Source organism: Pseudooceanicola sp. (genome assembly GCF_029213205.1).
In the GTDB taxonomy this organism is placed as follows: domain Bacteria; phylum Pseudomonadota; class Alphaproteobacteria; order Rhodobacterales; family Rhodobacteraceae; genus Pseudooceanicola.
Genome location: NZ_JARGNH010000034.1, coordinates 1 through 20,071 on the forward strand (window position 1 = coordinate 1; position 20,071 = coordinate 20,071).

18 protein-coding genes and 1 pseudogene are annotated in these 20,071 nt (G+C 60.6%); 12 read left to right on the plus strand and 7 right to left on the minus strand.

The window, feature by feature from the left end; genetic code table 11:
* Positions 1–934: 934 nt before the first annotated feature.
* Positions 935–1,398: pseudogene (locus P1U48_RS16565) on the plus strand (integrase core domain-containing protein); the annotation flags it as partial.
* A gap of 616 nt (positions 1,399–2,014) precedes the next feature.
* Positions 2,015–2,518, plus strand: coding sequence for a flavin reductase family protein (locus tag P1U48_RS16570; protein ID WP_301070265.1), 504 nt, complete (start codon positions 2,015–2,017; stop codon positions 2,516–2,518).
* Positions 2,519–2,524: 6 nt separating this feature from the next.
* Here P1U48_RS16570 and P1U48_RS16575 read toward each other — a convergent pair whose 3' ends face one another.
* From P1U48_RS16575 to P1U48_RS16585, 3 genes are all read right to left on the minus strand, one after another.
* Positions 2,525–3,820, minus strand: a complete 1,296-nt coding sequence (locus P1U48_RS16575) for an amidase (protein WP_301070266.1) — start codon at positions 3,818–3,820, stop codon at positions 2,525–2,527.
* Positions 3,821–3,920: 100 nt separating this feature from the next.
* Positions 3,921–5,036, minus strand: a complete 1,116-nt coding sequence (gene rutA, locus P1U48_RS16580; protein ID WP_301070267.1) for a pyrimidine utilization protein A — start codon at positions 5,034–5,036, stop codon at positions 3,921–3,923.
* Between the two features lie 51 nt (positions 5,037–5,087).
* On the minus strand, positions 5,088–6,194 hold the full coding sequence (locus P1U48_RS16585) for an LLM class flavin-dependent oxidoreductase (RefSeq protein WP_301070268.1): 1,107 nt from the start codon (positions 6,192–6,194) through the stop codon (positions 5,088–5,090).
* A 367-nt stretch (positions 6,195–6,561) separates the two neighbouring features.
* Between P1U48_RS16585 and P1U48_RS16590 the strand changes: the two genes are divergently transcribed.
* From P1U48_RS16590 to P1U48_RS16605, 4 genes are all read left to right on the plus strand, one after another.
* Entirely contained in the window at positions 6,562–7,251 is a 690-nt protein-coding gene (locus P1U48_RS16590) for an isochorismatase family protein (protein WP_301070269.1), read from the plus strand.
* 17 nt (positions 7,252–7,268) lie between these two features.
* A complete protein-coding gene (locus P1U48_RS16595) occupies positions 7,269–8,153 on the plus strand; it encodes a nitrilase-related carbon-nitrogen hydrolase (protein ID WP_301070270.1) in 885 nt (294 codons plus the stop codon).
* 67 nt (positions 8,154–8,220) lie between these two features.
* On the plus strand, positions 8,221–9,453 hold the full coding sequence (locus tag P1U48_RS16600; RefSeq protein ID WP_301070271.1) for an MFS transporter: 1,233 nt from the start codon (positions 8,221–8,223) through the stop codon (positions 9,451–9,453).
* A 140-nt stretch (positions 9,454–9,593) separates the two neighbouring features.
* Complete coding sequence (locus tag P1U48_RS16605; RefSeq protein ID WP_301070272.1) at positions 9,594–10,499, plus strand: LysR substrate-binding domain-containing protein; 906 nt, start codon at positions 9,594–9,596, stop codon at positions 10,497–10,499.
* 108 nt (positions 10,500–10,607) lie between these two features.
* Here P1U48_RS16605 and P1U48_RS16610 read toward each other — a convergent pair whose 3' ends face one another.
* The 4 genes from P1U48_RS16610 to P1U48_RS16625 all read right to left on the minus strand — a co-directional run bounded on the left by P1U48_RS16610 (position 10,608) and on the right by P1U48_RS16625 (position 14,844).
* Entirely contained in the window at positions 10,608–11,732 is a 1,125-nt protein-coding gene (locus P1U48_RS16610; RefSeq protein WP_301070273.1) for an ABC transporter ATP-binding protein, read from the minus strand.
* On the minus strand, positions 11,729–12,571 hold the full coding sequence (locus P1U48_RS16615) for an ABC transporter permease subunit (protein WP_301070274.1): 843 nt from the start codon (positions 12,569–12,571) through the stop codon (positions 11,729–11,731). Before P1U48_RS16615 ends, P1U48_RS16610 begins: the two co-directional genes overlap by 4 nt.
* Positions 12,572–12,581: 10 nt before the next feature.
* Complete coding sequence (locus P1U48_RS16620) at positions 12,582–13,442, minus strand: ABC transporter permease (RefSeq protein WP_301070275.1); 861 nt, start codon at positions 13,440–13,442, stop codon at positions 12,582–12,584.
* A 94-nt stretch (positions 13,443–13,536) separates the two neighbouring features.
* On the minus strand, positions 13,537–14,844 hold the full coding sequence (locus P1U48_RS16625) for an extracellular solute-binding protein (protein WP_301070276.1): 1,308 nt from the start codon (positions 14,842–14,844) through the stop codon (positions 13,537–13,539).
* A gap of 178 nt (positions 14,845–15,022) precedes the next feature.
* Between P1U48_RS16625 and P1U48_RS16630 the strand changes: the two genes are divergently transcribed.
* The 6 genes from P1U48_RS16630 (at position 15,023) to P1U48_RS16655 (ending at position 19,897) form a co-directional block, all read left to right on the plus strand.
* Positions 15,023–16,303: an amidase gene (locus tag P1U48_RS16630; RefSeq protein WP_301070277.1), complete on the plus strand. Its 1,281-nt coding sequence runs from the start codon at positions 15,023–15,025 to the stop codon at positions 16,301–16,303.
* Positions 16,304–16,466: 163 nt separating this feature from the next.
* Positions 16,467–16,970, plus strand: coding sequence for a flavin reductase (locus P1U48_RS16635; protein WP_301070278.1), 504 nt, complete (start codon positions 16,467–16,469; stop codon positions 16,968–16,970).
* A 20-nt stretch (positions 16,971–16,990) separates the two neighbouring features.
* Entirely contained in the window at positions 16,991–17,608 is a 618-nt protein-coding gene (locus P1U48_RS16640) for a 3,4-dihydroxy-2-butanone-4-phosphate synthase (protein WP_301070279.1), read from the plus strand.
* Positions 17,609–18,192: 584 nt separating this feature from the next.
* On the plus strand, positions 18,193–18,741 hold the full coding sequence (locus P1U48_RS16645) for a hypothetical protein (protein ID WP_301070280.1): 549 nt from the start codon (positions 18,193–18,195) through the stop codon (positions 18,739–18,741).
* Between the two features lie 64 nt (positions 18,742–18,805).
* Entirely contained in the window at positions 18,806–19,387 is a 582-nt protein-coding gene (locus P1U48_RS16650; RefSeq protein WP_301070281.1) for a hypothetical protein, read from the plus strand.
* A gap of 15 nt (positions 19,388–19,402) precedes the next feature.
* Entirely contained in the window at positions 19,403–19,897 is a 495-nt protein-coding gene (locus tag P1U48_RS16655; protein WP_301070282.1) for a DUF3592 domain-containing protein, read from the plus strand.
* Positions 19,898–20,071 lie beyond the last annotated feature (174 nt).

The following is a 20,071-nucleotide window of genomic DNA, read 5'->3' on the forward strand; positions in this document are numbered from 1 at the left end:
ATGGCCCGAAGTTGAAGGCTGAGAACGAGGAGATCGCCGATCTGCTGGTCGGGCTACCGGCACAACCGAAATGCCGCTCGTCAGGCATGCTAATAGCAGAAGTACGAACTCCAGGTCCTTTGGCATGGCCAGGACAAGTCTTTTCCGCGGCCCAAGCCAATCAAGCAATATGGCTGCGCGTTCAGCGACCCCTTCGGCCATTTTCGCGCCGTCGAGAACGATGTCGGGACCAGTCCGCGATACAAATGCCATAACGGGACGTGATGCACGGACACGAAGCGCATCCGTTATAGAAAAATTAATATCCTGCAAGATCTTGTTCCGGCCCTTTCGAGCAAAGCCCGTTCATCTCTGGTCGAAGTACGCGTTCTCGGCAGGCACATATTCCGAGGCGCACAAACGACCCTGTCTGCTGGTAGAACTACGACGAGATCTATCTACTTTGGACGACGTTTTAGCACAGCCCTAGATCGAGCTGTGGCTCTACATTGAATTACGGCCCGTCTGCACTACCGGGTGTCAAAGGTCGGCTTTACTGGAGGGATTCCGCGTGAACCGCGCAGGTCGGCCACCCGACGTGACAAGACGCAATCCATTTCGGTATCGCCGAATCAAACCACAATTCGACTGCCTGGTCGTAATGATGCAAGTGCGATTTCCACCCTCGCTCCGAATGGTAGAGAATCTTTTCCACGAGCGCGGCGTCGATGTCAGCCTTGAACCGATCCATTTTTGGGTGGAGACGATTTGGCCCGATGTTCGCGGCTTAAATCCGGCGAGAACGTATCGACGGAATGCGAGCGAACTCCAACTGGTAGTGGCTTCTGAGGTGCCCGCAACCAGTTCGCTATCATGTTCGGGGAACGCTTCAATGCGTGACCGTATCTGACACCCGCATGGGCCCGGCCAGATACACAGAATTCATGATGCTCCCGTCCCTTATCGCGTTCATACGATCCTGACCGACAATGCATCCAGTTCGCCGAGCAGCCCCGCAACCGGAACACAGCATACTCGCGGCAAATGCGCTTCGGCATGATCTGCGCGGCCAATGGGAACGAGCATCGACTAACCAAGCCAAACCACCCGTGGCGCCGTGAGGATCAGAAAACAGTCCGGGGGATAGTTTTCCCGATAGGCGGCCAGGTCGAGCGAATGAACCGCACGATCAAGGGCGCTGCGGTGAAACGATATCACTACCACAGTCACGATCAGCTGCGCACGCACCTCACCGACTTCATGGACGCGTACAACTTCGCACGCAGGCTAAAGATTATCAACGGTCTCACGCCCTACGAACGCGTCTGTAAAATCTGGACTATAGAGCCAGATCGATTCATCCTAAATCCGATCCACCAAATGCCGGGACTGAACACGACGCGCGACGGATGTCTTTGACGACCTTCTCGCCGTGGCTTTTGCGTGTTCCGGGTTTCTGTCTCATCTTCATTCCTTGGTGGTTACGATGAGCCAGAAACCCTCTCTTACCAAATTGCCCTAAACTGTCCCATTGGCACCTCAGTCAGACAGGGGCCACCGCGGTCTCGGCGCGGCAAGGGCACTAGTAACATTACTTTTCCTCAGCCCCGGGTCGACGAATTTTCATTCACGCGAGTCGGCGCTGCGCCCGCATAGTCGGGCTGGCTGATTGCGCCTGGACCGGGCGCGGTTTGCCACAGAGGACCAGGCAGGATTGCCGGATGGCTCGGGCGCAGGAAAATCCGCCGACCGGGCATTGGAGAACAGGCTGAGCTGATGATTTATGCAACGATCACAGGACGATCTGGCTCTTGCGTTCCAAAGCGCAGGCCGTGGGCTTCTGCGCCGACAAGACCCGCAGAGCAGACCCAGTGCTGGCAGCCGCCTCGCGTATTGATGCTGTTGCGCAGCGTAGGGGCGAACCTGAGAATGGCCATCTGTTCATACAACCGAAAATGGCAGGCCATTCGCCAAGCCGCGGCAGCCTGCCGCGCGGCAAATTTCCAACAGAATTCCACTATGACAGGAGCAGAACATGGGCTTTGAAGCCAAGGGCGACGACATCGACATCGGCAAATTCTGGCGCACCCTGGGCGAACGCGCCATCGGGGCCACGGTGGTGACCACGGCGGGGGAAGACGGGCCGAACGGGTTTCTGGGGCTGTCGGCGGCGCATGTCTGCGCTTCGCCACCGACGATGATCGTATCGGTGGACAAGAACACCACGGCCTTGCAGGGGATCACCGGAAGCGGAAGCTTTGCCGTCAATTTCCTGCCACAGGGCACGGCGGCTTTGGCCAACGCCTTTGGCGGCAAGAGCGACGAAGACCGTGCCGCCCGCTTTGTCGAGGCCGACTGGACGACGCTGGCCACAGGTGCGCCGGTGCTGAAATCCGCGCTCGGCGTGTTCGACTGCCAGGTGGACCAGGTGATTGACCGGGGCAATGTCGCCATCATCATCGGCACGGTCGCCGGGGTCTCGGCGGCTGGCGAAGGCGCGCCGCTGGTGTTCTTTCGCGGCAAGTTTCAGTCGGAGTGATCGGCCTCAGCGTCTGTCGAGAAGGCCCGCCAGACGCTGACCGAGGCCCAGCAGCCGCCGGTCATGGGCGCGCGGGGCGATCAACGACACGCCAAGCGGCAGCACATCATCCGCCGCCATCACCGGCAGGTTCAGCACCGGCACCTGCATCGCGGTCCAGCAGGCGTTGAACACCGGGTTCTCTTTGGGCCGCACACCATTGGCATAGGCCGGGGCGTGGCCCGGCGCCGAGGGGACCAGGATCGCGTCAAACCCCTGCATCCGCGTCTCAAGCTCGATCCGCATCAGGGCGAGGCTGTCGTAGGCCTCAAAATGCTCTCGCTGGCTATAGCCCTGACGCAACTCTACCCGGTTGTGAAAGTCGTCATGCAGCAGCGTCGGGCGGCCACGGGCAAGGTTCAGAAAGGCCGAGGCGCCCTCGCAATGCATCACGCAGCGGTGCAGGTCATCCGCCGTTTCGAACCCCGACGGCGGGTCAAACGGGATCAGGTCGGCAACCGGGGCCAGCAGGGTTTCCAGACTGTCGAACAGGGCCTGGGTTTCGGGCAGGGCCTGATCGAAATAAGGCGTGCGGCAGAGACCCAGCCGCAGGCGGCCATCCGGCGCGGCGGGTGCGGGCGGCAGGTTATAGACATCGGCCAGCAGGTCCAGATCGTCGATCGAGCGGGCAAACAGGCCGACTGTATCGAAGCTGACCGCATAGCGTTTGACCCCTTCGGTCGAGATCAACCCCCAGGACGGTTTCAACGCGATATTCCCGCAAAAGGCGGCGGGGCGGATGGTCGATCCTCCGGTCTGGCTGCCAAGTGCCAGAGGCACGTGGAAATCGGCAACCGCCGCAGCGGATCCCGAAGACGACCCCCCCGGAGTCCGGGTCAGATCGGTCGGGTTCACCGTGGCGGCTTGGCGTCCCCCGGCGGCGAATTCAGAGGTATCTACCTTGCCCAGAATGATCGCGCCGGCATTGCGCAGCAGTTCGATGCTAGGGGCGTCCGCCGTGGGGCGGTTGGTGGAATAAAGCGGGGAGTTGTGCGTTGTCGGCAGGTCGGCGGTGTCGATGATGTCCTTGACGGCAATGGGAATCCCCGCCAGCGGGCGGGGGTCGTCGGGTGAAATGGCGGCGGCCTGCGTTTCGGCCTGCGGGTTGATCGCGATCCAGGCGCGGACCTGTTGATCTCGCGCGGCGATCCGGGCCAGACAGGCCTGCGTCAGTGCCAGCGGGCTGAGCTGGCCCGCGCGGATCAATTGCCGCGCCCGGCTGGCGGTCAAGCGTTCGGCGGAATTCGGGGCAAGGGCGTCCATCAGAGGCTCCTGTTGGTGGGCAGGCACGGGCAGGGCGGGGGTGACCCCACGCCCTGCCTGCGGCCGCTGTCTGTTCGGTCGTTGTCTGTTCGGTCGCGGTCTATTCGGCGGCGGTTGCCAGCACGGGGTTGCGCGAGGTCATCAGCGGCTGGATATGCTCGCCAAATGCCTCGATCCCGACCATGAAATCGTCAAAGATCAACATGATCCCCTTGATGCCGGGGGTTTCCGCGATCTGATCCAGCATCCGCGCGACGTTCTCATAGCTCCCGATCAGCTTGAACCCGCCGTTCGGGATCGCCTTGGACGGATCTTTCAACTGCATCTCGGCATTGCGCGCCATCCGCGAGGCGGTCGAGTTCTCTGTCGCCTTGGTGTCCTGACCCGACTGGCCCTTGGCCCAGGCGAGGGCTTCAAGATCGGTGCCCTCGCGGTAGTGATCCCATTTCGCAAACGCCATCTCGTCTGTCGGGGCCGAGATCACGGTGACCAAAGTATAGGCCCCGACATCGCGCCCGGTCTTGTCCGCCGCCGCCATAAGCCGTGCGGCGGAATCGCCGGACAGGTCGGGCTGGTTGATGCCCTGTCCCGCCCCGACAAAGTTGAAATCGCAATGCTCGGCGACAAACTGCATCCCGCGATCCGACGAATTCGCCGCAACGATGTCGATCTTGCCCGAGGGGCGCGGCGACAGTTTGCAATCGTCCATCTGGAAATATTCGCCCTTGAAATCGGACACCCCGGTTTCCCAAAGGTCGCGCATCACGGTCACATATTCGGTCGCGAAGTCGTAGCGGTTGGCAAAGTGCTTTTCCCCCGGCCAGAGCCCCATCTGCTGGTATTCCTTGGGCTGCCAGCCGGTCACGATATTCACCCCGAACCGCCTCGGCGCAATGGAATCGATGGTCACGGCCATCCGCGCCGCAACCGCCGGAGGCATCGTCAGCAGCGCAATCGAGGCGTAAAGCTTGATCTTCTGCGTGGTCGCTGCGATGCCGGCCATCAAGGTGAAGGGTTCGAGGTTGCGGATCCAGTATTCACTGGGCCCGTCGAAACCGCGCAGTTTGACCATCGCAAGGGCAAAGTCGAAGCCGTAATGTTCGGCCCGCTGAACGATGCTCTTGTTCAGATCAAAGGTCGGTTCGGTCCGTGGCGCGGTGGTGGACATGAACCAGCCGCGTGATCCGATAGGGATGAAAACACCGATTTGTGTCATGCAATTTGCCTTTCCTGTGGCGCCTGAGGGAAGATTGGATCGGGCGCGGCGTCAGGCGGCATCAGCCTTGGCCAGTGCCGGATTGCGGGTCTTCATCAGCGGCTGGATATGCTCTCCGAACTGTTCGATCCCGACGATGAAATCGTCAAAGGTCAGCATGATTCCCTTGAGGCCAGGCGTCACGGCGATCTCGTCCAGCATCGCGGCGACCTGTTCATAGGAACCGATCAGCTTGAGCAATCCGGTCGGCTGCGGGTTCTTGATGGCCTGTGTCAGGCCTGAAGCCGTCGACCCTTCCTTGGCGTACATATCCGCGCCCGCCTGTGCCGCCTGCCATTCCAGCGCCTCGATATCGGTGCCGGTTTTGTAGAGTTCCCACTTGGCGAATGCCATTTCCTCGGTCCGGTCGGCGATGATCATCAGCAGAGCAAAGGCCCCGGTGTCGCGGCCATGTTTCTTGGCCGCAGCCTCGACCCGGCCAACGGTTTCGCGGGTGCCCGCAGACGAGTTGATATCGCTGCCCATGCCGCCCGCAGAGATGAAGTTGAAATCGCCATATTTGGCGACGAAATCCATGCCCTGTGCAGACTGCCCGGCCCCGACGATAGGGATATGACCCGAGGGACGCGGCGACAGCTTGCAATCGTCCATCTGGAAGTATTTGCCTTTGAAATCAGACACGCCCTTGGTCCAGAGGTCCTGCATGATCTGCACATATTCGCTGGCATAGTCATAACGCCCCGCGAAATGCTCGGGCGTCAGGTTGATGCCCATCTGCTGGTATTCCTTGGGCTGCCAGCCGGTCACCATGTTCACGCCAAACCGGCCGGGTGCGATGGAATCGATGGTCACCGCCATCCGCGCGGTCACGGCCGGCGGCAAGGTCAGCATCGCGCATGAGGCGAACAGCTTGATCTTAGTCGTGACGGCGGCGATGCCGGCCATCATCGTAAAGCTTTCGAGGTTGTGCACCCAATATTCGGATGGGCCGTTGTAGCCGCGCAGCTTGATCATCGACAGGGCAAAATCCAGGCCGTAATGCTCGGCCCGCTGCACAACGGTCTTGTTCAGGTCGAATGTCGGCATCGTCTTGGGTGATGTGGTCGAAATCAGCCAGCCGCGGCTGCCGATTGGAATGAAAACGCCGATTTGGGTCATGGTGACTACTCCTTGTTCGGGCTGGTCTTGTCTGCGGGCTTGGGCCCGCCTAGCCGCCGGGTTGTGAGGAGCAGTCTCGTCGGAGGTTCACACGAAAGCCAATTGACATATTTGGAATCGGGGGGTGAGTTTTTTTCAGCAGGCGCGGCGTTGGACGCGCCCGGCATCGCGAGATTCAGCCCCGATTGCCGTGAAAGCAGTGCAAACCGGGGCACTCGGTTGCCTCGGGCAGGTCAGGCGAGGTGATGCGCCGATAACGGTTTCTCTGGAGGTGACCTTTTCTCAGCCACTTTCCGAATTTTCTGCATTGGACGGGCAAGGTCGCGCCGCCCTAACTTGAGCAGACATTTTAGAAGAGGAACGGGATATGGCACGAGTTTGGGAGAGTTTTCTGACGGAGGACGACAAGAAGGTCGTCGCCAATCGCAAATTACGAGAATCAACCGGGCCGAGTGCAAACCTGGCCTTGCTGGTCATCGACATGCAGGTCACGGCCTGCGGTGATGAAATGCCGATCTGGGAGCAGTTGGACCGCTATCCGGGGGCCTGTGGCCCGCATGCGTGGAAGGCGATCCCGGTGCAGCAGCGGTTGCTGGCGGCCGCGCGTGAGGTCGGCATGCCGGTGATCTACTCCAAGCATGTCTTTCACGCCTATACCGGGCTTGAACGGTCCACCGGCGGGGTTTTCGCCGCCACCGACCCGCGATCAGAAGTGCCGCAGGAGGTTGCGATGCAACCCGGCGATCTACTGGTCGAGAAACAGACGCCAAGCTGTTTCGCGTTTACCAACCTGCCACTGATCCTGGGCGAACTCGGCGTCGATGGGCTGATCGTCGTGGGCAATTCCACTTCGGGTTGCGTGCGGGCCACCTGCGTTGACGGGGCCGGTCTGGGCTATTCGATGAATGTGGTCGAAGAGGGCGTCTTTGACAGGATCGAGATGAGCCATGCGGCGGCGCTGTTCGACATGCAGTTCAAGATCTGCAACGTCATTGACGAATCCGACGCGCTGAACGCGATCGGGGCCCCTGCGCCCGCGCTCGCCAGCGCGTCCTGAGACTGGAGGCGGTGCCGATGACGACATCACCCGGACCGATCCGCGCCGCCGCCCTGCAACTGGGGCCAGCATCCGCAACTATCGCGACGACATGCGACCGGATCCTTACCTTGATCGAGCGCGCGGCGGCCGAGGGGGTGACCCTTGCCGTGCTGCCGGAACTGGCGCTGACCCCCTATTTCGCGGCCAAGGTGCGCGACGACCTGACACCCTTTGCCTCGGTCGCTGAAAACACCGATGCGGTGGCGCGGATTTCGGGCCAGGCGGCGTCACACGGCATGGCGATCGTGATCCCCTTTGCCGAACAGACCAACAAGGGGCTGTTCAACTCGATGGTGTTCTATGACCGCGCCGGGGTGCAGCAGGGCAAGTTCCGCAAGGTGCATATTCCGGGCAAGGTCGAACCAGATCCGGCCAAGACGCTGAACATACTGGAAAAGCGCTATTTTTCGCCCGGTGATCTGCCGTTTGCGCCCTTTGACATGGGCGAGGTCCGCGCCGGTGGCATGATCTGCTACGACCGCCGGTTCCCCGAAAGCTATCGGTCGCTGACGCTGAACGGCGCGGATCTGATCTGTGTGGGATACAACACGCCCGTGATGGAGGGCGGCACGCTGAAAGAGGCGCGGCGCGCCTCTGAGCTGGCGATCTGTGGCGGGGCCTATTCGACCGCCACCCACGCCATCGCCGCCGGAAAAGGCGGTGTCGAGGGTGGCACGCGCTTTATCGGTGGCAGTTTTATCTGCGGCCCTGACGGCGCGATCCTCGTCCGTGCGCGCACACAGGGCGACGAGGTGGTCGTGGCGGATCTGGATATGAGCAAACAATTATCGCTGCGTGAAAGGTGGGATTTCGCCACCAACCGCCAGCCTGGCACCTATGCCCCTGAACTGACGTCCTGAGACACAAATGAATGTAAAAAATATTGGGCCCGTCACTGGCGGGGACCCAGCCGAAAAGGCACTGCGGGTGCCGGGCTTTCGACGCTATTTCATTGGCTCGACAATCTCGGTTCCGGGCAACTGGATGCAAATGACGGCGCAGGCCTGGCTGGTGCTGGACCTGACCGGCTCTCCGATCGCGCTGGCCTGGGTCACCACCTTGCAATTCATGCCGATCATGCTGTTTTCGCTGCTCGGCGGGGCGCTTGCGGACCGCTTTCAACGGCGCAAGCTGCTGATCGGCACGCAGATCGTGGGGGCCTTCCAGGCGATGGCTTTTGCCCTGATCCTGATCAGCGGGTCGATGGAGCTTTGGCATATCTTCGCCCTTGCCACATTGCTTGGGCTGGTCAACGCCATGGATCAGCCGCTGCGGCAGGCGTTCATCACCGATCTGGTGCCGGCATCGGCGCTGCCGAACGGCATCGCCCTGAACGCGCTGTCGATGAATATCGGGCGGGTGGTGGGGCCGGCACTGGGCGGGGTCGTTCTGGCCTTCTTTGGTCCGGCTTCGGCGTTCTTTCTGAACGCGGTCACCTTTGTCATCTTTGCCTTTTCCCTGTCACGTATCCGCCCACAGCATCTGTCCAGCAGCGCGCGCAGCATTCGCACGACCCTGATCGCGGATGTGCGCGAGGGTCTGGGCTTTGCCATGAAGACGCCTGCGGTGCGCGTCCTGCTGGTGGCGACCGGGTTTATCGGCCTGTTCGGGCAGAACTTTTCAACCATGGTGCCGCTGGTGGCCGAGCTTCTGTTGCATGTTACCAAGGCACAGTTTGGCCTGCTGAATTCCTGCCTTGGGCTGGGGTCGATTGCCGCCGCGCTGTCGCTTGCGGGCGCAGGCGTGCCGACGGTGCGGCGAATCCTGCTGGCCGGCCTGTCTTTTGGCCTGTTGCTGATCTCCATTGCGCTGACCGACGCGCTTTGGCTGTCCTGCGTGCTGTTCTTTGGCGCTGGCGCGGCGGCAGTGACGTTTTCGACCTCGGTGCAGACGTCCTTTCAACTGCTGACGCCGGCCCATATGCGCGGTCGCCTTGCCAGCATGGTCACTCTGCTGATCGTGGGGTCTTCGCCGATTGGCGCGATGCTGACCGGGGTGGTGGCTGAACAGGGCGCGGTCTGGCTGGCCGTGGCGCTGAACGGCGCCATGTGCATTCTGGGCATCGCCCTGTCGGCACGACAGGCCCTGGCGCTCACACGTAAGGGCAGATCACCACGGATTTGGCTGGGAGGCGGCGAGAAAACAGCCCCAAAAGTGTGATGATGGCTAAAGCTCTGCCTCTTTCTTAGCCGGTGCCGGAAACCATGCGAACAAACTGTCAACGTCATTTGCAGGTGGGTGCGACTCGGGGCAGTGTTGATGTCGGGAGGTTAATCGCGGGGATAACCATGAGAAAGCGAGTGCCTCTCAATGCAATTCGTGCATTTGAAGCCACGGCACGTAACTTCAGTGTCGCCAAGGCCGCCGATGAACTATGTGTCACACCGACAGCCGTCAGCCATCAGATCAGGGTGCTTGAGGATTTCCTCCAGACCCGGCTGTTCATCCGGAAAAACAGCCGGATCGAGCTGACCCCGGAATCCAGCGCCACCGTCGAAAGCATCACCGAGGCGCTGGATCTGATCAACGATGCGATTATCAACCTTCGGCATGATCAGGATCTACGCGCCAAGCTGTCTGTTGCGGCCTCGGCGTCGGTTGCGTCACTGTGGTTGATGCCAAGGCTTGGCGAATTCTTCAACCTGATGCCCGAGGTTGACGTCAACGTGCGGGCCTTCATGACCCGGCGCGAGGGCGAAACCAGCGAAGCCGATTTGCGGATCTGCAACTGGCAGTCGCATCTGGACATGCAGGTCGAGCCGCTGCTTGAGGAAGAAATCACGCCGGTGGCATCACCGGAATTTGCGGCACGCTACAACAACAACGCGGACGAGATCCTAAGAAATGCGCCCCTGATCCACGTGGATCGGGTTCAGGGCTCGATGGAGGACACCTATCCTGATTGGCCGCGCTATCTGCGCGAATACGGGATAACGCGTGAGGATGTGACCCACGGCCCAAGGTTCAACCAGGCCAGTCCCAGCATCGAGGCCGCGCGGTCTGGCATCGGGGTGATCCTTGGGCGCTCGATTCTGGTTGAACGGGCGATTTCACGTGGCGATCTTGTGCCGGTGGCGGAACGCTATCCGACCCGCAGTCCCTATTATTTGCTGTCCCCATGGAAGGTCGACCGGGGCAAGGTGATCGACAGGTTCAAGATGTGGCTGTTTGAGAATATCAACGCGGCCGCGGTCTATCCGGTCTGACGCCATCCTCACTGCAAACCAAGACCCCGGATCACATCTGATCCGGGGTCTTTACGTTATTTAGGTTCTAAATTGGTGACGGGCAGTGGGCGGTTTGCCCCGGCGGCGCTATTTCGCAAGGAACGCCACGGCCTCCGGTCCCAAAACATGTTCGACGGCGGGTTCCCATGACAGGGCGACCTTGCTGCCGATCCGGGGCGACTCTTCAAAATAGGCGGCGTCGCTCATCATCGCGGTCAGGTCGGTATTGCCCTCTCCGCAGACCGAGACCTGCACGAAGGGACCGTGATATTCGACCATGGTCACCTCGCCGGCGATGGAATTAAGGCCGGGGCCCGTGCCGATCCGGCACCGGTCCGCCCGCACCGAGATCGTCTTGCCATCGCGTCCGATCACGTTATGACCACCGATGAACCGCGCGACAAAGGCGTTTGCGGGTGTCTCAAAGATCTCGCGGGCAGGGGCGGCCTGCATGATCTTCGCGTCATTCATCACCACCATGACGTCGGACAGGGCCAGGGCCTCTTCCTGACTGTGGGTGACATGAACAAAGGTGATGCCCAGTTCCTTTTGGATGCGTTTGAGTTCGGCCCGCATCCGGGTGCGCAGGAAGGGGTCGAGCGCTGACAGCGGTTCGTCCAGCAGCAGGACCTTGGGCCGGGTGATCAGCGACCGCGCCAGCGCGACCCGCTGCTGCTGCCCGCCGGACAGCTGGTTGGGCAGGCGGTTGGCCAGATGGTCCATCTGCACCAGTTCCAGGTATTCCCGCGCCTGCGCCTCGCGCTCTTTGCGGGGGACCTGCCGAACCTTCAGCGAAAATGCGACATTTTCCAGCGCCGTCAGATGCGGGAACAGGGCATAATCCTGAAACATCATCGAAGTGCCGCGGTCGATCGGCGCCCGATGGGTGATCTCTTCGTCATGAATACGGATCGCCCCGTCCGTCACCGTCTCGTGCCCGGCCAGCATCCGAAGCGTCGTTGTCTTGCCACAGCCCGAGGGGCCCAGCAGACAACAGTAGGACGCCCGTGGAATCCGCAGAGAAATCGCATCTACGGCAAGGGTTTTGGCGTTATAGGCCTTGGTCAGGGCGACCAGTTCCACGTCGAACCGATGGCCTTTTGTCACTTGCCTCAGCCGGGGCTCGTCCGACGGAATCTCGGGGGTCATCTCTGGTGCGTCGCGCTTTTTCAGCTGCATTGCATCGTCCTTCGGGGTTTGAGTAAGGGTCATGAATCTGGCCTTGCGGCTCGGCGGCGTGCCATTGATCCCATCAGGGCCACGGCACCGAGGATGAAAACGAACATGACCAGCGTGGTCATGGTGCCGATGGCGAACAGCACCGGCGTGCTGGAGCCGGTCAGCAATCCGGTCACCTCCATCGGCATGGTGTTGCCAAGGCCGACATTCAGCTGCGTGCGCGCACTTTCCTCGTAGGACGAGGTGATCGACGACACGAAGATGCCGATGACACCGGGCAGGATGATCGGCAGGATCACCATCCGAAACCTTTGCGAGGCATTCGCGCCAAGGTCGGTCGCAGCTTCTTCATAGGCGGGATTGAACCGGCCCAGCACGATGAACATGATCAGCAGGCCAAAGGGCAGTGACCATGTCAGCTGCGCGCCGATGCCCGAGCTGAACCAGTTGATCTGCCAACCCAGCAGGTTGAAGGTCAGCGCGATGCCAAAGCCGACGAAGATCCCCGGCAGCACCATCGAGGTAATCGCCGAGTAGAACACAAAATTCGCCCCTGGAAAGCTGCGCCGATAGGCCATGCCCGCCGAGACCGCGATGACCATCGACAGCACCGACACAAAGGCAGCCAGTCGCATCGAGCGGCGGAAACTGCCGGGCACGTCGCCCATGCCCTGACCGCCGGTGCCGCGGAACAGTACCTCGAACCAATGTGTCGACCAGCCCACCATTGGAAAACTCATCCCGCCGTCCGGCCCCTGAAACGACAGGATGTAGACGCAGACCATCGGCGCGTAGAGGAACACCAGCAGGGCCGCCATCAGGCTGGACAGGAGGTAAAAGGAAAGCGGGCGTTGGTTGGCTTGATGTGCCATGTGTTGGCTCCTAATCCCTGAGTTCTTTGCGGATGTCGACAAACCGCAGCAGCAGGGCCACCAGTGCGACAACGATCACCAGCAGCATCACCGATTTCGCGGCAGCGGGTGGGTATTGGAACGCGGCAAGCTCAGTTGCGATGGCATTGGCCGGGGTGTTGGTCTGTCCGCCGCTCATGATCTTGACGATAAAGAAGTCGCCCAGCACGGCGGTGACGATGAAGATCGTGCCAATGGCGATGCCCGGCTTGGCCAGCGGAACGATGATTTCGCGGATGATCTGCCATTCACTGGCACCCTGATCCTGCGCGGCCTGAATCAGCGAACGTGGGATCTTGGCCATCGAATGGGTGATCGGTCCCAGCATGGCCAGCGTCAACAGGTTGATATAGGCCAGCACGACGGCAAAATCCGAATAGAGGAGCCATGTCAGCGGCGTGTCGATAACACCCAGCGACATCAAAGCCTTGTTCACCAGACCTTCACGGCCCAGCAACGGCACCCAGCTCACCATGCGGATCGGCCCCGGTGTCCAGAACGGGATCGCGGCGGCGGCCAGAAGGGTCAGGCGGATGGCGGAGGAGCGCACATGGAACACCAGAAAATAGGCCAGCCAGAATCCCACGAATGCTGTGATCACCCAGGTGATGATCAGGAACCGCCCGACCGTAAGATACAGATCCAGCGTCAGGCGTGAGCCGAGCGCGTCGCTCCAACTGGCCAGATAGATCTCGGGAAAGACCCGCGCAAAATCGTAATCCAGAAAACTGACCGCAAAAATGATGCACAGCGGCACCAGGACCATGGTCACAAAGACCGTGGCCATGGGGGCGACCTGTAGCCACGAGGCGGCGCGGGGTGAAATCTTCATCTTGTCTCCGGCGCGGTTGAGGGTGTCGTCTCAACCTGCGGCCATGCCGGTCGTTTGGGCCTGGCCGCAGGTCTTGATGGTCGGGGGGAGGGGGTCAGGCCGCCAGGAAATCCTGCCAACGGCGCACCAGATAGCGGTCTTCGTCCATCAGCGTGTTCCAGATCCCGATGTTGCCCATCCGATCCCAGAGCCCGCCTCCGTCCCGTATCACGCCGGCTTTTTCCATGACTTTGCCAAACGGGTTCAGGATATCGGAGGTGGATTTCTTGCCTTCGTACCAATAGCCGTATTCGTTTTCGGTCATCTCGCCCTTCACGTTTTCGGGCACCGAGTTGTAGAACCCCTGACGCGAAATGAACGCCCCGGCCCAGCCCGAGTTGAACCAGTTCATGTATTCAATGGCGCATTCGCGTTGCAGGCCTTCAAGATGGCTCACCGCCATCATCATGATGTACCAGCCACGATACCCTTCCTTCATGCCGTTATAGGTGCATTCGACGCCACGGGTGCGCACCTCGGTCACGGCGGGCGACCACATGGATTGAAGCAGCACCTCGCCGCTGGCCATCAATTGAACCGACTGGTCGAAGTTGGTCCAGAAGCTGCGGAAATGCCCGGCACGCTTGTATTCGATCAGCTTGTCGATGGTGGCGTCGATCTCGGCGCGGGTCATGTTGCCCTTGTCGACATAGGTCATGTCGCCCATGGCCTCCAACGCCATGGCAGCGTCGGGCACGCCGACATTGACGCCATCCTGCAAGGCCACCTTGCCCGAGAATTCAGAATTCAGCAGCTCGGCCCAGCTTTCGATCGGGCGACCGATCAGATCGGGGCGGATGCCCAGCGTATCGGCGTTGTAATACAGCGGCACGCCAACCAGCCATTCGGTCGGTTCAAGCGAATAGGCGCTGGCGGTCTCATCGGTGTAATATTGCGCCTTGATCGGGGCAAAGCCCTGCATCGAATAGGGTTCGCCGTTTTCATAGGTGCCCTTGGTGAACAGCGGCACGGTCTTGTCCCACCATTTGTAATCCTTGACGTTGAGCGGCATCAGGATGCCCCGATTGGTGAAATACTTCATCGAGGTGTTGCTGACGTCGGTCACGTCGATCGACTTGGGCTGAGTCAGCAGGCGGTTGATCTGCGAGGTGAGGTCGGGCGCGGTCTGCATCTCGACGGTGAAATCCAGATCCTCATTGGCTTTTTCGGCGATGTTGGGGATCGTCGAATAGGATTGGCCGACATGGACAATCTTGATGTCCTTGATGTTCTGCGCCCAGAGCATCGGGGCTGGAAAGGCGCTGGCGGCCACCGCCGCAGCCCCGCTTTTCAGCACCGAACGACGGTTGAGGGCGCCTGAAGCGGCGGCTTTCGGTTTGGCGGTCTTGATGTGATCGGCCATGGCAGATGTCCTTAGCTTTGCAACGGTTCCAGGGAGCGACCGTTTCGATACCTTGAGCGTTGAGGATCAGGCCGCAGGTCGCAAATGAGGAAATCTCACACCGGCGCTGAGAAAGCTGCAGCGCAGCATTTCTGTGATTGTGCGATGCTTGAGGAGTCGTGCCAAAGAGGAGACCCCGATGTCGGACCCCATGACTGCCACTACGTTGCGCGCCGCCGGACTGTCTGCGACGCAGATTGCGGAAACCCTTATTTCCCTCATAGAAACCCGCGAGGCAGAGGTGCGGGCTTTTGCCCATTACGATCCTGACCAGCTGCGCTTGCAGGCGGGGGCGCTGGATGCCCGCCGCGAACGGGGGCCGCTGCATGGCATTCCGATCGGGGTCAAGGACGTGATCCTGACACGGGACATGCCGACAGAGCATAATACTGCCCGCTATTTGGGCAGTCGTCCGGGGATCGACGCCGCCTGCGTGGATACATTGCGCGCCGCCGGGGCGATGATCGTCGGCAAGACCGTCACCACGGAATTTGCCGCAACCGCTCGCGGCGGCAAGACTCGCAACCCGCATGACCTTTCGCGCACGCCGGGCGGGTCGTCCAGCGGATCGGCAGCGGCGGTTGCCGCCGGGATGGCGACGATTGCCCTGGGCACGCAGACCGGAGGATCGACCATCCGGCCGGCCTCCTACAACGGTATCTTCGGCTGGAAACCGACATGGAATACGATCAGCCGCGAGGGGCTAAAGATGTATTCCGCCACATGCGACACGCTTGGCCTCTATTCCCGCGACGCCGCTGACCTTGAGCTGTTGGCGGATGTGTTCGGATTTGACCTGCTGGCGGACATGCCGACCGGGCTGGAAGGGCTGAAGGTCGGCTTTGTCCGCACGCCGACATGGGACAGGACGGAAACCTCGGTCCGCACGGCGATGTCCGAAGCGATTGCCCTGCTTGAAGGTGCCGGGGCAACGGTCAGCGAACTTGTCCTGCCACCGCTGTTCGATGATATCCACGAGGCCCATAAAGCCATCCTGGACTGCGAAGGCCGCTCGGCCTTTCTGAGCGAGGTACGCAATACGCCCGATATTCACGACGAGTTCCTTGCAAAGGTGGAAAACCGCCGCGGTGAAACGCCTGAAAGCCTGCGCGCCGCCTATCGGTTGGCCGATGAATGTCGCGGGGCCTATGACGACATCGCCGCCGGATTCGACATCGTGATGACGCCAAGCGCGACAAGCGAGGCACCGGTGGGGCTCGACTCAACCGGCGATGCGTCGATGAATTCGATGTGGACGCTGTTGCAGGTGCCTGTTGTTTCAGCACCGGGTTTGAAAGGCCCGTCAGGGATGCCCATCGGCGTGTCCTTTGTCGCGCGCCGCTATGAGGATCGTCGCGCCATCGCCGTGGCCGGATTCGCAGCCAAGGTGCTGTCCAGCGCCGTGCTGGAAACGGCATGACCTGGTCCGGGGGCTGCCGGTCGCAGCCAACTGGTCATGCGGCGGCACAGTCGGAACGGATGCCACCTGAGAATACCTCAGCCCCAAAAGGAGCCTTCGTCATTGGAACCCCCGGCCACAACGCCCTACCTTTTTTCCTGAATCGATCCCTGCGAGGTGCCCTATGACTGCTCTGTCGATCCCCGTTCATGTTCCCCGCGGCGAGTTCCGCGATGCCATGGCGCACCTGCCCGGTGCCGTGAACATTGTCACCACTTACGGCGCTGCCGGGCAGGCCGGGTTGACGGCCTCGGCGGTTTGCTCGGTCACCGATGACCCGCCGACATTGCTGGTCTGCGTCAACCGGAGCAGTTCCGCCGCGGCTGCGTTTCTCGAAAACCCGTCAGTCTGCGTGAATACCGTCGGCCCGCGGCATCAGGATCTGGCGATCCTGTTCGGGGGCAAGACGCCGATGGAAGATCGTTTTGCCTCGGCCAGCTGGGAAAAAGGGGCGTCCGGTGCGCCAGTCCTGCTGGAAAGCGTGGTGTCGTTCGATTGTCGGGTGGCGCATCGCCATGTGGTGGGCACCCATGCGGTGCTGTTCTGCGAGGTGCTGGAGGTCGCCATCGCCAAGGGTGAACCGGCGAGCGTGTATTTCGCCCGCGCGTTCCATGCGGTGTCGCAATGATTGAATGCAAGGACGATAGAGTGCAGACAGAGGATCATGGGCTAAAGGCCGCCACACGCGCCCTAGCCAAGGGTGAGATCGTTATCCTGACGGACACGCCGGATGCCGGCCCGGTCATGATAATGGACGCGGCCAAGGCGTCACCGGCGACCATCAATTTTATGGCGAAGCACGGGCGCGGGCTGATTGGGCTTGCCATTTCTCCGGGACGTGCGATGCAACTGGGCCTGGTGCTGCAACCGTTGCGCAATCGCCAACGGATCGGCCCGTCCTACACCTATTCCATCGAAGCGCGCGATGGCGTGTCCACCGGCATTTCGGCCGCCGATCGGGCGCTGACCATCCGGGTCGCGGCCAATCCGGCGTCGCAGGCGTATGATCTGGTCAGCCCCGGTCACATCTTTCCGCAAATCGCCCTTCCATCCATGCCCGGGCGCGCACGATCCTGCGCGGAACTCGCCCTGTCCCTGCAACAGGCCGCCGGAGGCGGTCAGGCCGTGGCGATCTGTTCAATCCTGACCGAAACCGGGGGCGACGCCAATCACGTACATGCACGCCTATTGGCCAAAGAAACGGGCTTGGCATGGGTCGCTGCCGAAGAGGCGGTGGCACTGCCCGACGCGGTGGCGGACAATTAACCAGTCGGCAAAAGGCGCGGTGGCCTCCCCCCTAGGCGCGACGGCACCCTGGTTCTTGGCGGGTTGCCGGTCAGGGGCATGATGAATACCACATTTCATACCACTCAAGGAGCGAGTATAGGTGTCTTCGAAGGGAACTCAAGGCAGCTGAGGTGAAGGGTTAAGTCCATCAAAACAATAAGAAAAGACCATCAAAGACGACCAAATCAAATTCAAAAAATGGGTAAGGTGGCGGAGACGATGGGAGAGGTTTCCACTTCGCGTGCCGCTAAGTTTTCCAAGGGGTTGCGCTGGGTCCAGCCCACTCTCATTGTGAATGTGTGTAGAGTAGACCCTGCAAGGAGGAACAGCTTGACCGTGCCGGAAGAGCGCATAAAGACTTAGTTATCTCTAAAGCCTCCAGTCGGGTCCAATCTCCGTTTTGCCGACGGCAGTTGACGGGCTGAACTATTCAGGCATAGGTGAAATTGAGGCTGTGAAGATGAAGCATGGTGACAATACTTTAAGTTGCTATTGCGCGGTCTTTGCATCTTCGGATTGTTTTTAACAGCTTTCCAAAGCGCGCCCTTTTCACTGGAGGTTTAATGTTACACTTGACGTTTCGCGATATCGCTATCACCGCGGCACTCTTCTTTGCGCCAACGCTTTGTGTCGCTCAAGATGTTTTCGGCACTCTGACAGCCACCGTTGAGGGTACCGAGCGCAGTTGGTTCCTGACGTCGGACGGGGAACAGAGCCAAAGCCATGGCCTGACAATTGCAGCCGCGAATATGCAGAGCTTCAACCTGTGGGGACAGCCGACAGCGGACACTGTGGCTGAGGTCAAAGACAGCCTGCTGCTCAAGTTCGATATCATGGCGGTTGGGAGCACCACGATACCGTTGAACGTGTCGCTGACCTATCTCGCTGACGGTTGGGCGTCTGGCTGGCTGGCCAATGAAGAGGGGCAAACCGACTTTACCCTGTCGACGCTCGAGGAGGTTGACGGCGGTCTTTTCGTGGAAGGAAGCTTTGCCTCCACCGCCTATTACAGCGACAATTTGGTAAGCGGACAGGCCGATCCGTCGCAGACGATGCAGATCGACGGGACGTTTAGCGCAACCCTGCCCAAGGCCTTGCTGCAAGACCAATGAGGCGGCGCATCCTCATGGCGTCAATAGCGCGAAAGCAGACCTCCAACGACAAGCGAGTGAGAAAATGATCAAGGCTTTTCCCCTAACCTGCTGCATCGCATCCGCCTTGTTGGTGTCAACGCCTGCGCAGGCGGAGCCGAATGTCGCCTGCAACTACGGCTCCCCCGAGGCGTGGGACAAGATCAGCCTCATGTATGTCGGCCCCTGGCAGATCAAGCACCATGCAGGCTATGTGATCTCGGGCCCCATGACGATCCCCCATCCCGAAAGTGGTGACGTCGAAACGATGCAGATCGAGATGTCGCCAGATGGCGGGCTTGTGGGCGCGCATCCGGAGGCACAGCAGCCCGTTGTGTTCAGTTGGGCCGATGAACCCCCTTGGAGCTTCGAGGCTCACGCGAGCGAAGACGGCGTTCCTGCCCCGATGCTGTCGTCCTCCGACGTTGAGACATTGATGGGATGTGGGGTTGAAAACCTCGCCCGCCTGATCGGGCGGACACAGGCCACAATCGACGGTGTAACGATGGATATGACCTTGCGGTTGATGGTGGTCGGGCCTGACCAGATGTATGGCATTTTCCATACGTCGGCCGTCGTCAAGGGGATCCCTGTCAAGAGTTGGCGCGCCGTGACCCTGACGCGCTGACAGGATGCAAAGGACATGATGTTGGACGGACGGAAGCAGACGGTGATCGGCGCGATGTGGCGTCAACAGATATGGGTCTACCCGTTGCTTGTCGCGGCGGGCATCGGGTTTGGGATGCTCAAAATCTCCGACTATCAGAAGACGGCCGCATTCCTGGACCACGGCGTCAAGGTGGTCGGTGAAGTCACCCATTTGCACGAGACCATAACGAACAAGCCAAATACCTACGATGTCGCCTACATCTTCGCCACCGAGGCCGATCCTCATACCCGTGGGGAGCAACGCGTCAGAGAACAGCTTTTCGACACCCTCAGCGACGGCGGCCCGATTGACGTCTGGTATCTGCCAGACGATCCCAAACAGAACGCGGTCGATTTAGGCCATCTTACCCGGTATTTCTGGCTCGCATTGTTTTGTTCGGCGGGGCTGATCTTTACCGGTCTTGTTGGCGGCTGGTTTACGGTCAAACGCGCCCGCGCGACTGTTCTCGCTAAAGGGAACGACAGCTAACCCAACACCACTGACGGCGATCAGTCTGCGGTCACGGTCAACGGGGTCGTCGCCAGAACCACCTCATTCTGTCCCAGGAAGTATCGCACTTCATACTCACCAGCTACGTCAGGCAATGGGTGTCAAGGGCGGCGCAAAATTGGTCCATTAGGGCGGCGTAAAAGTAGGCCAGTT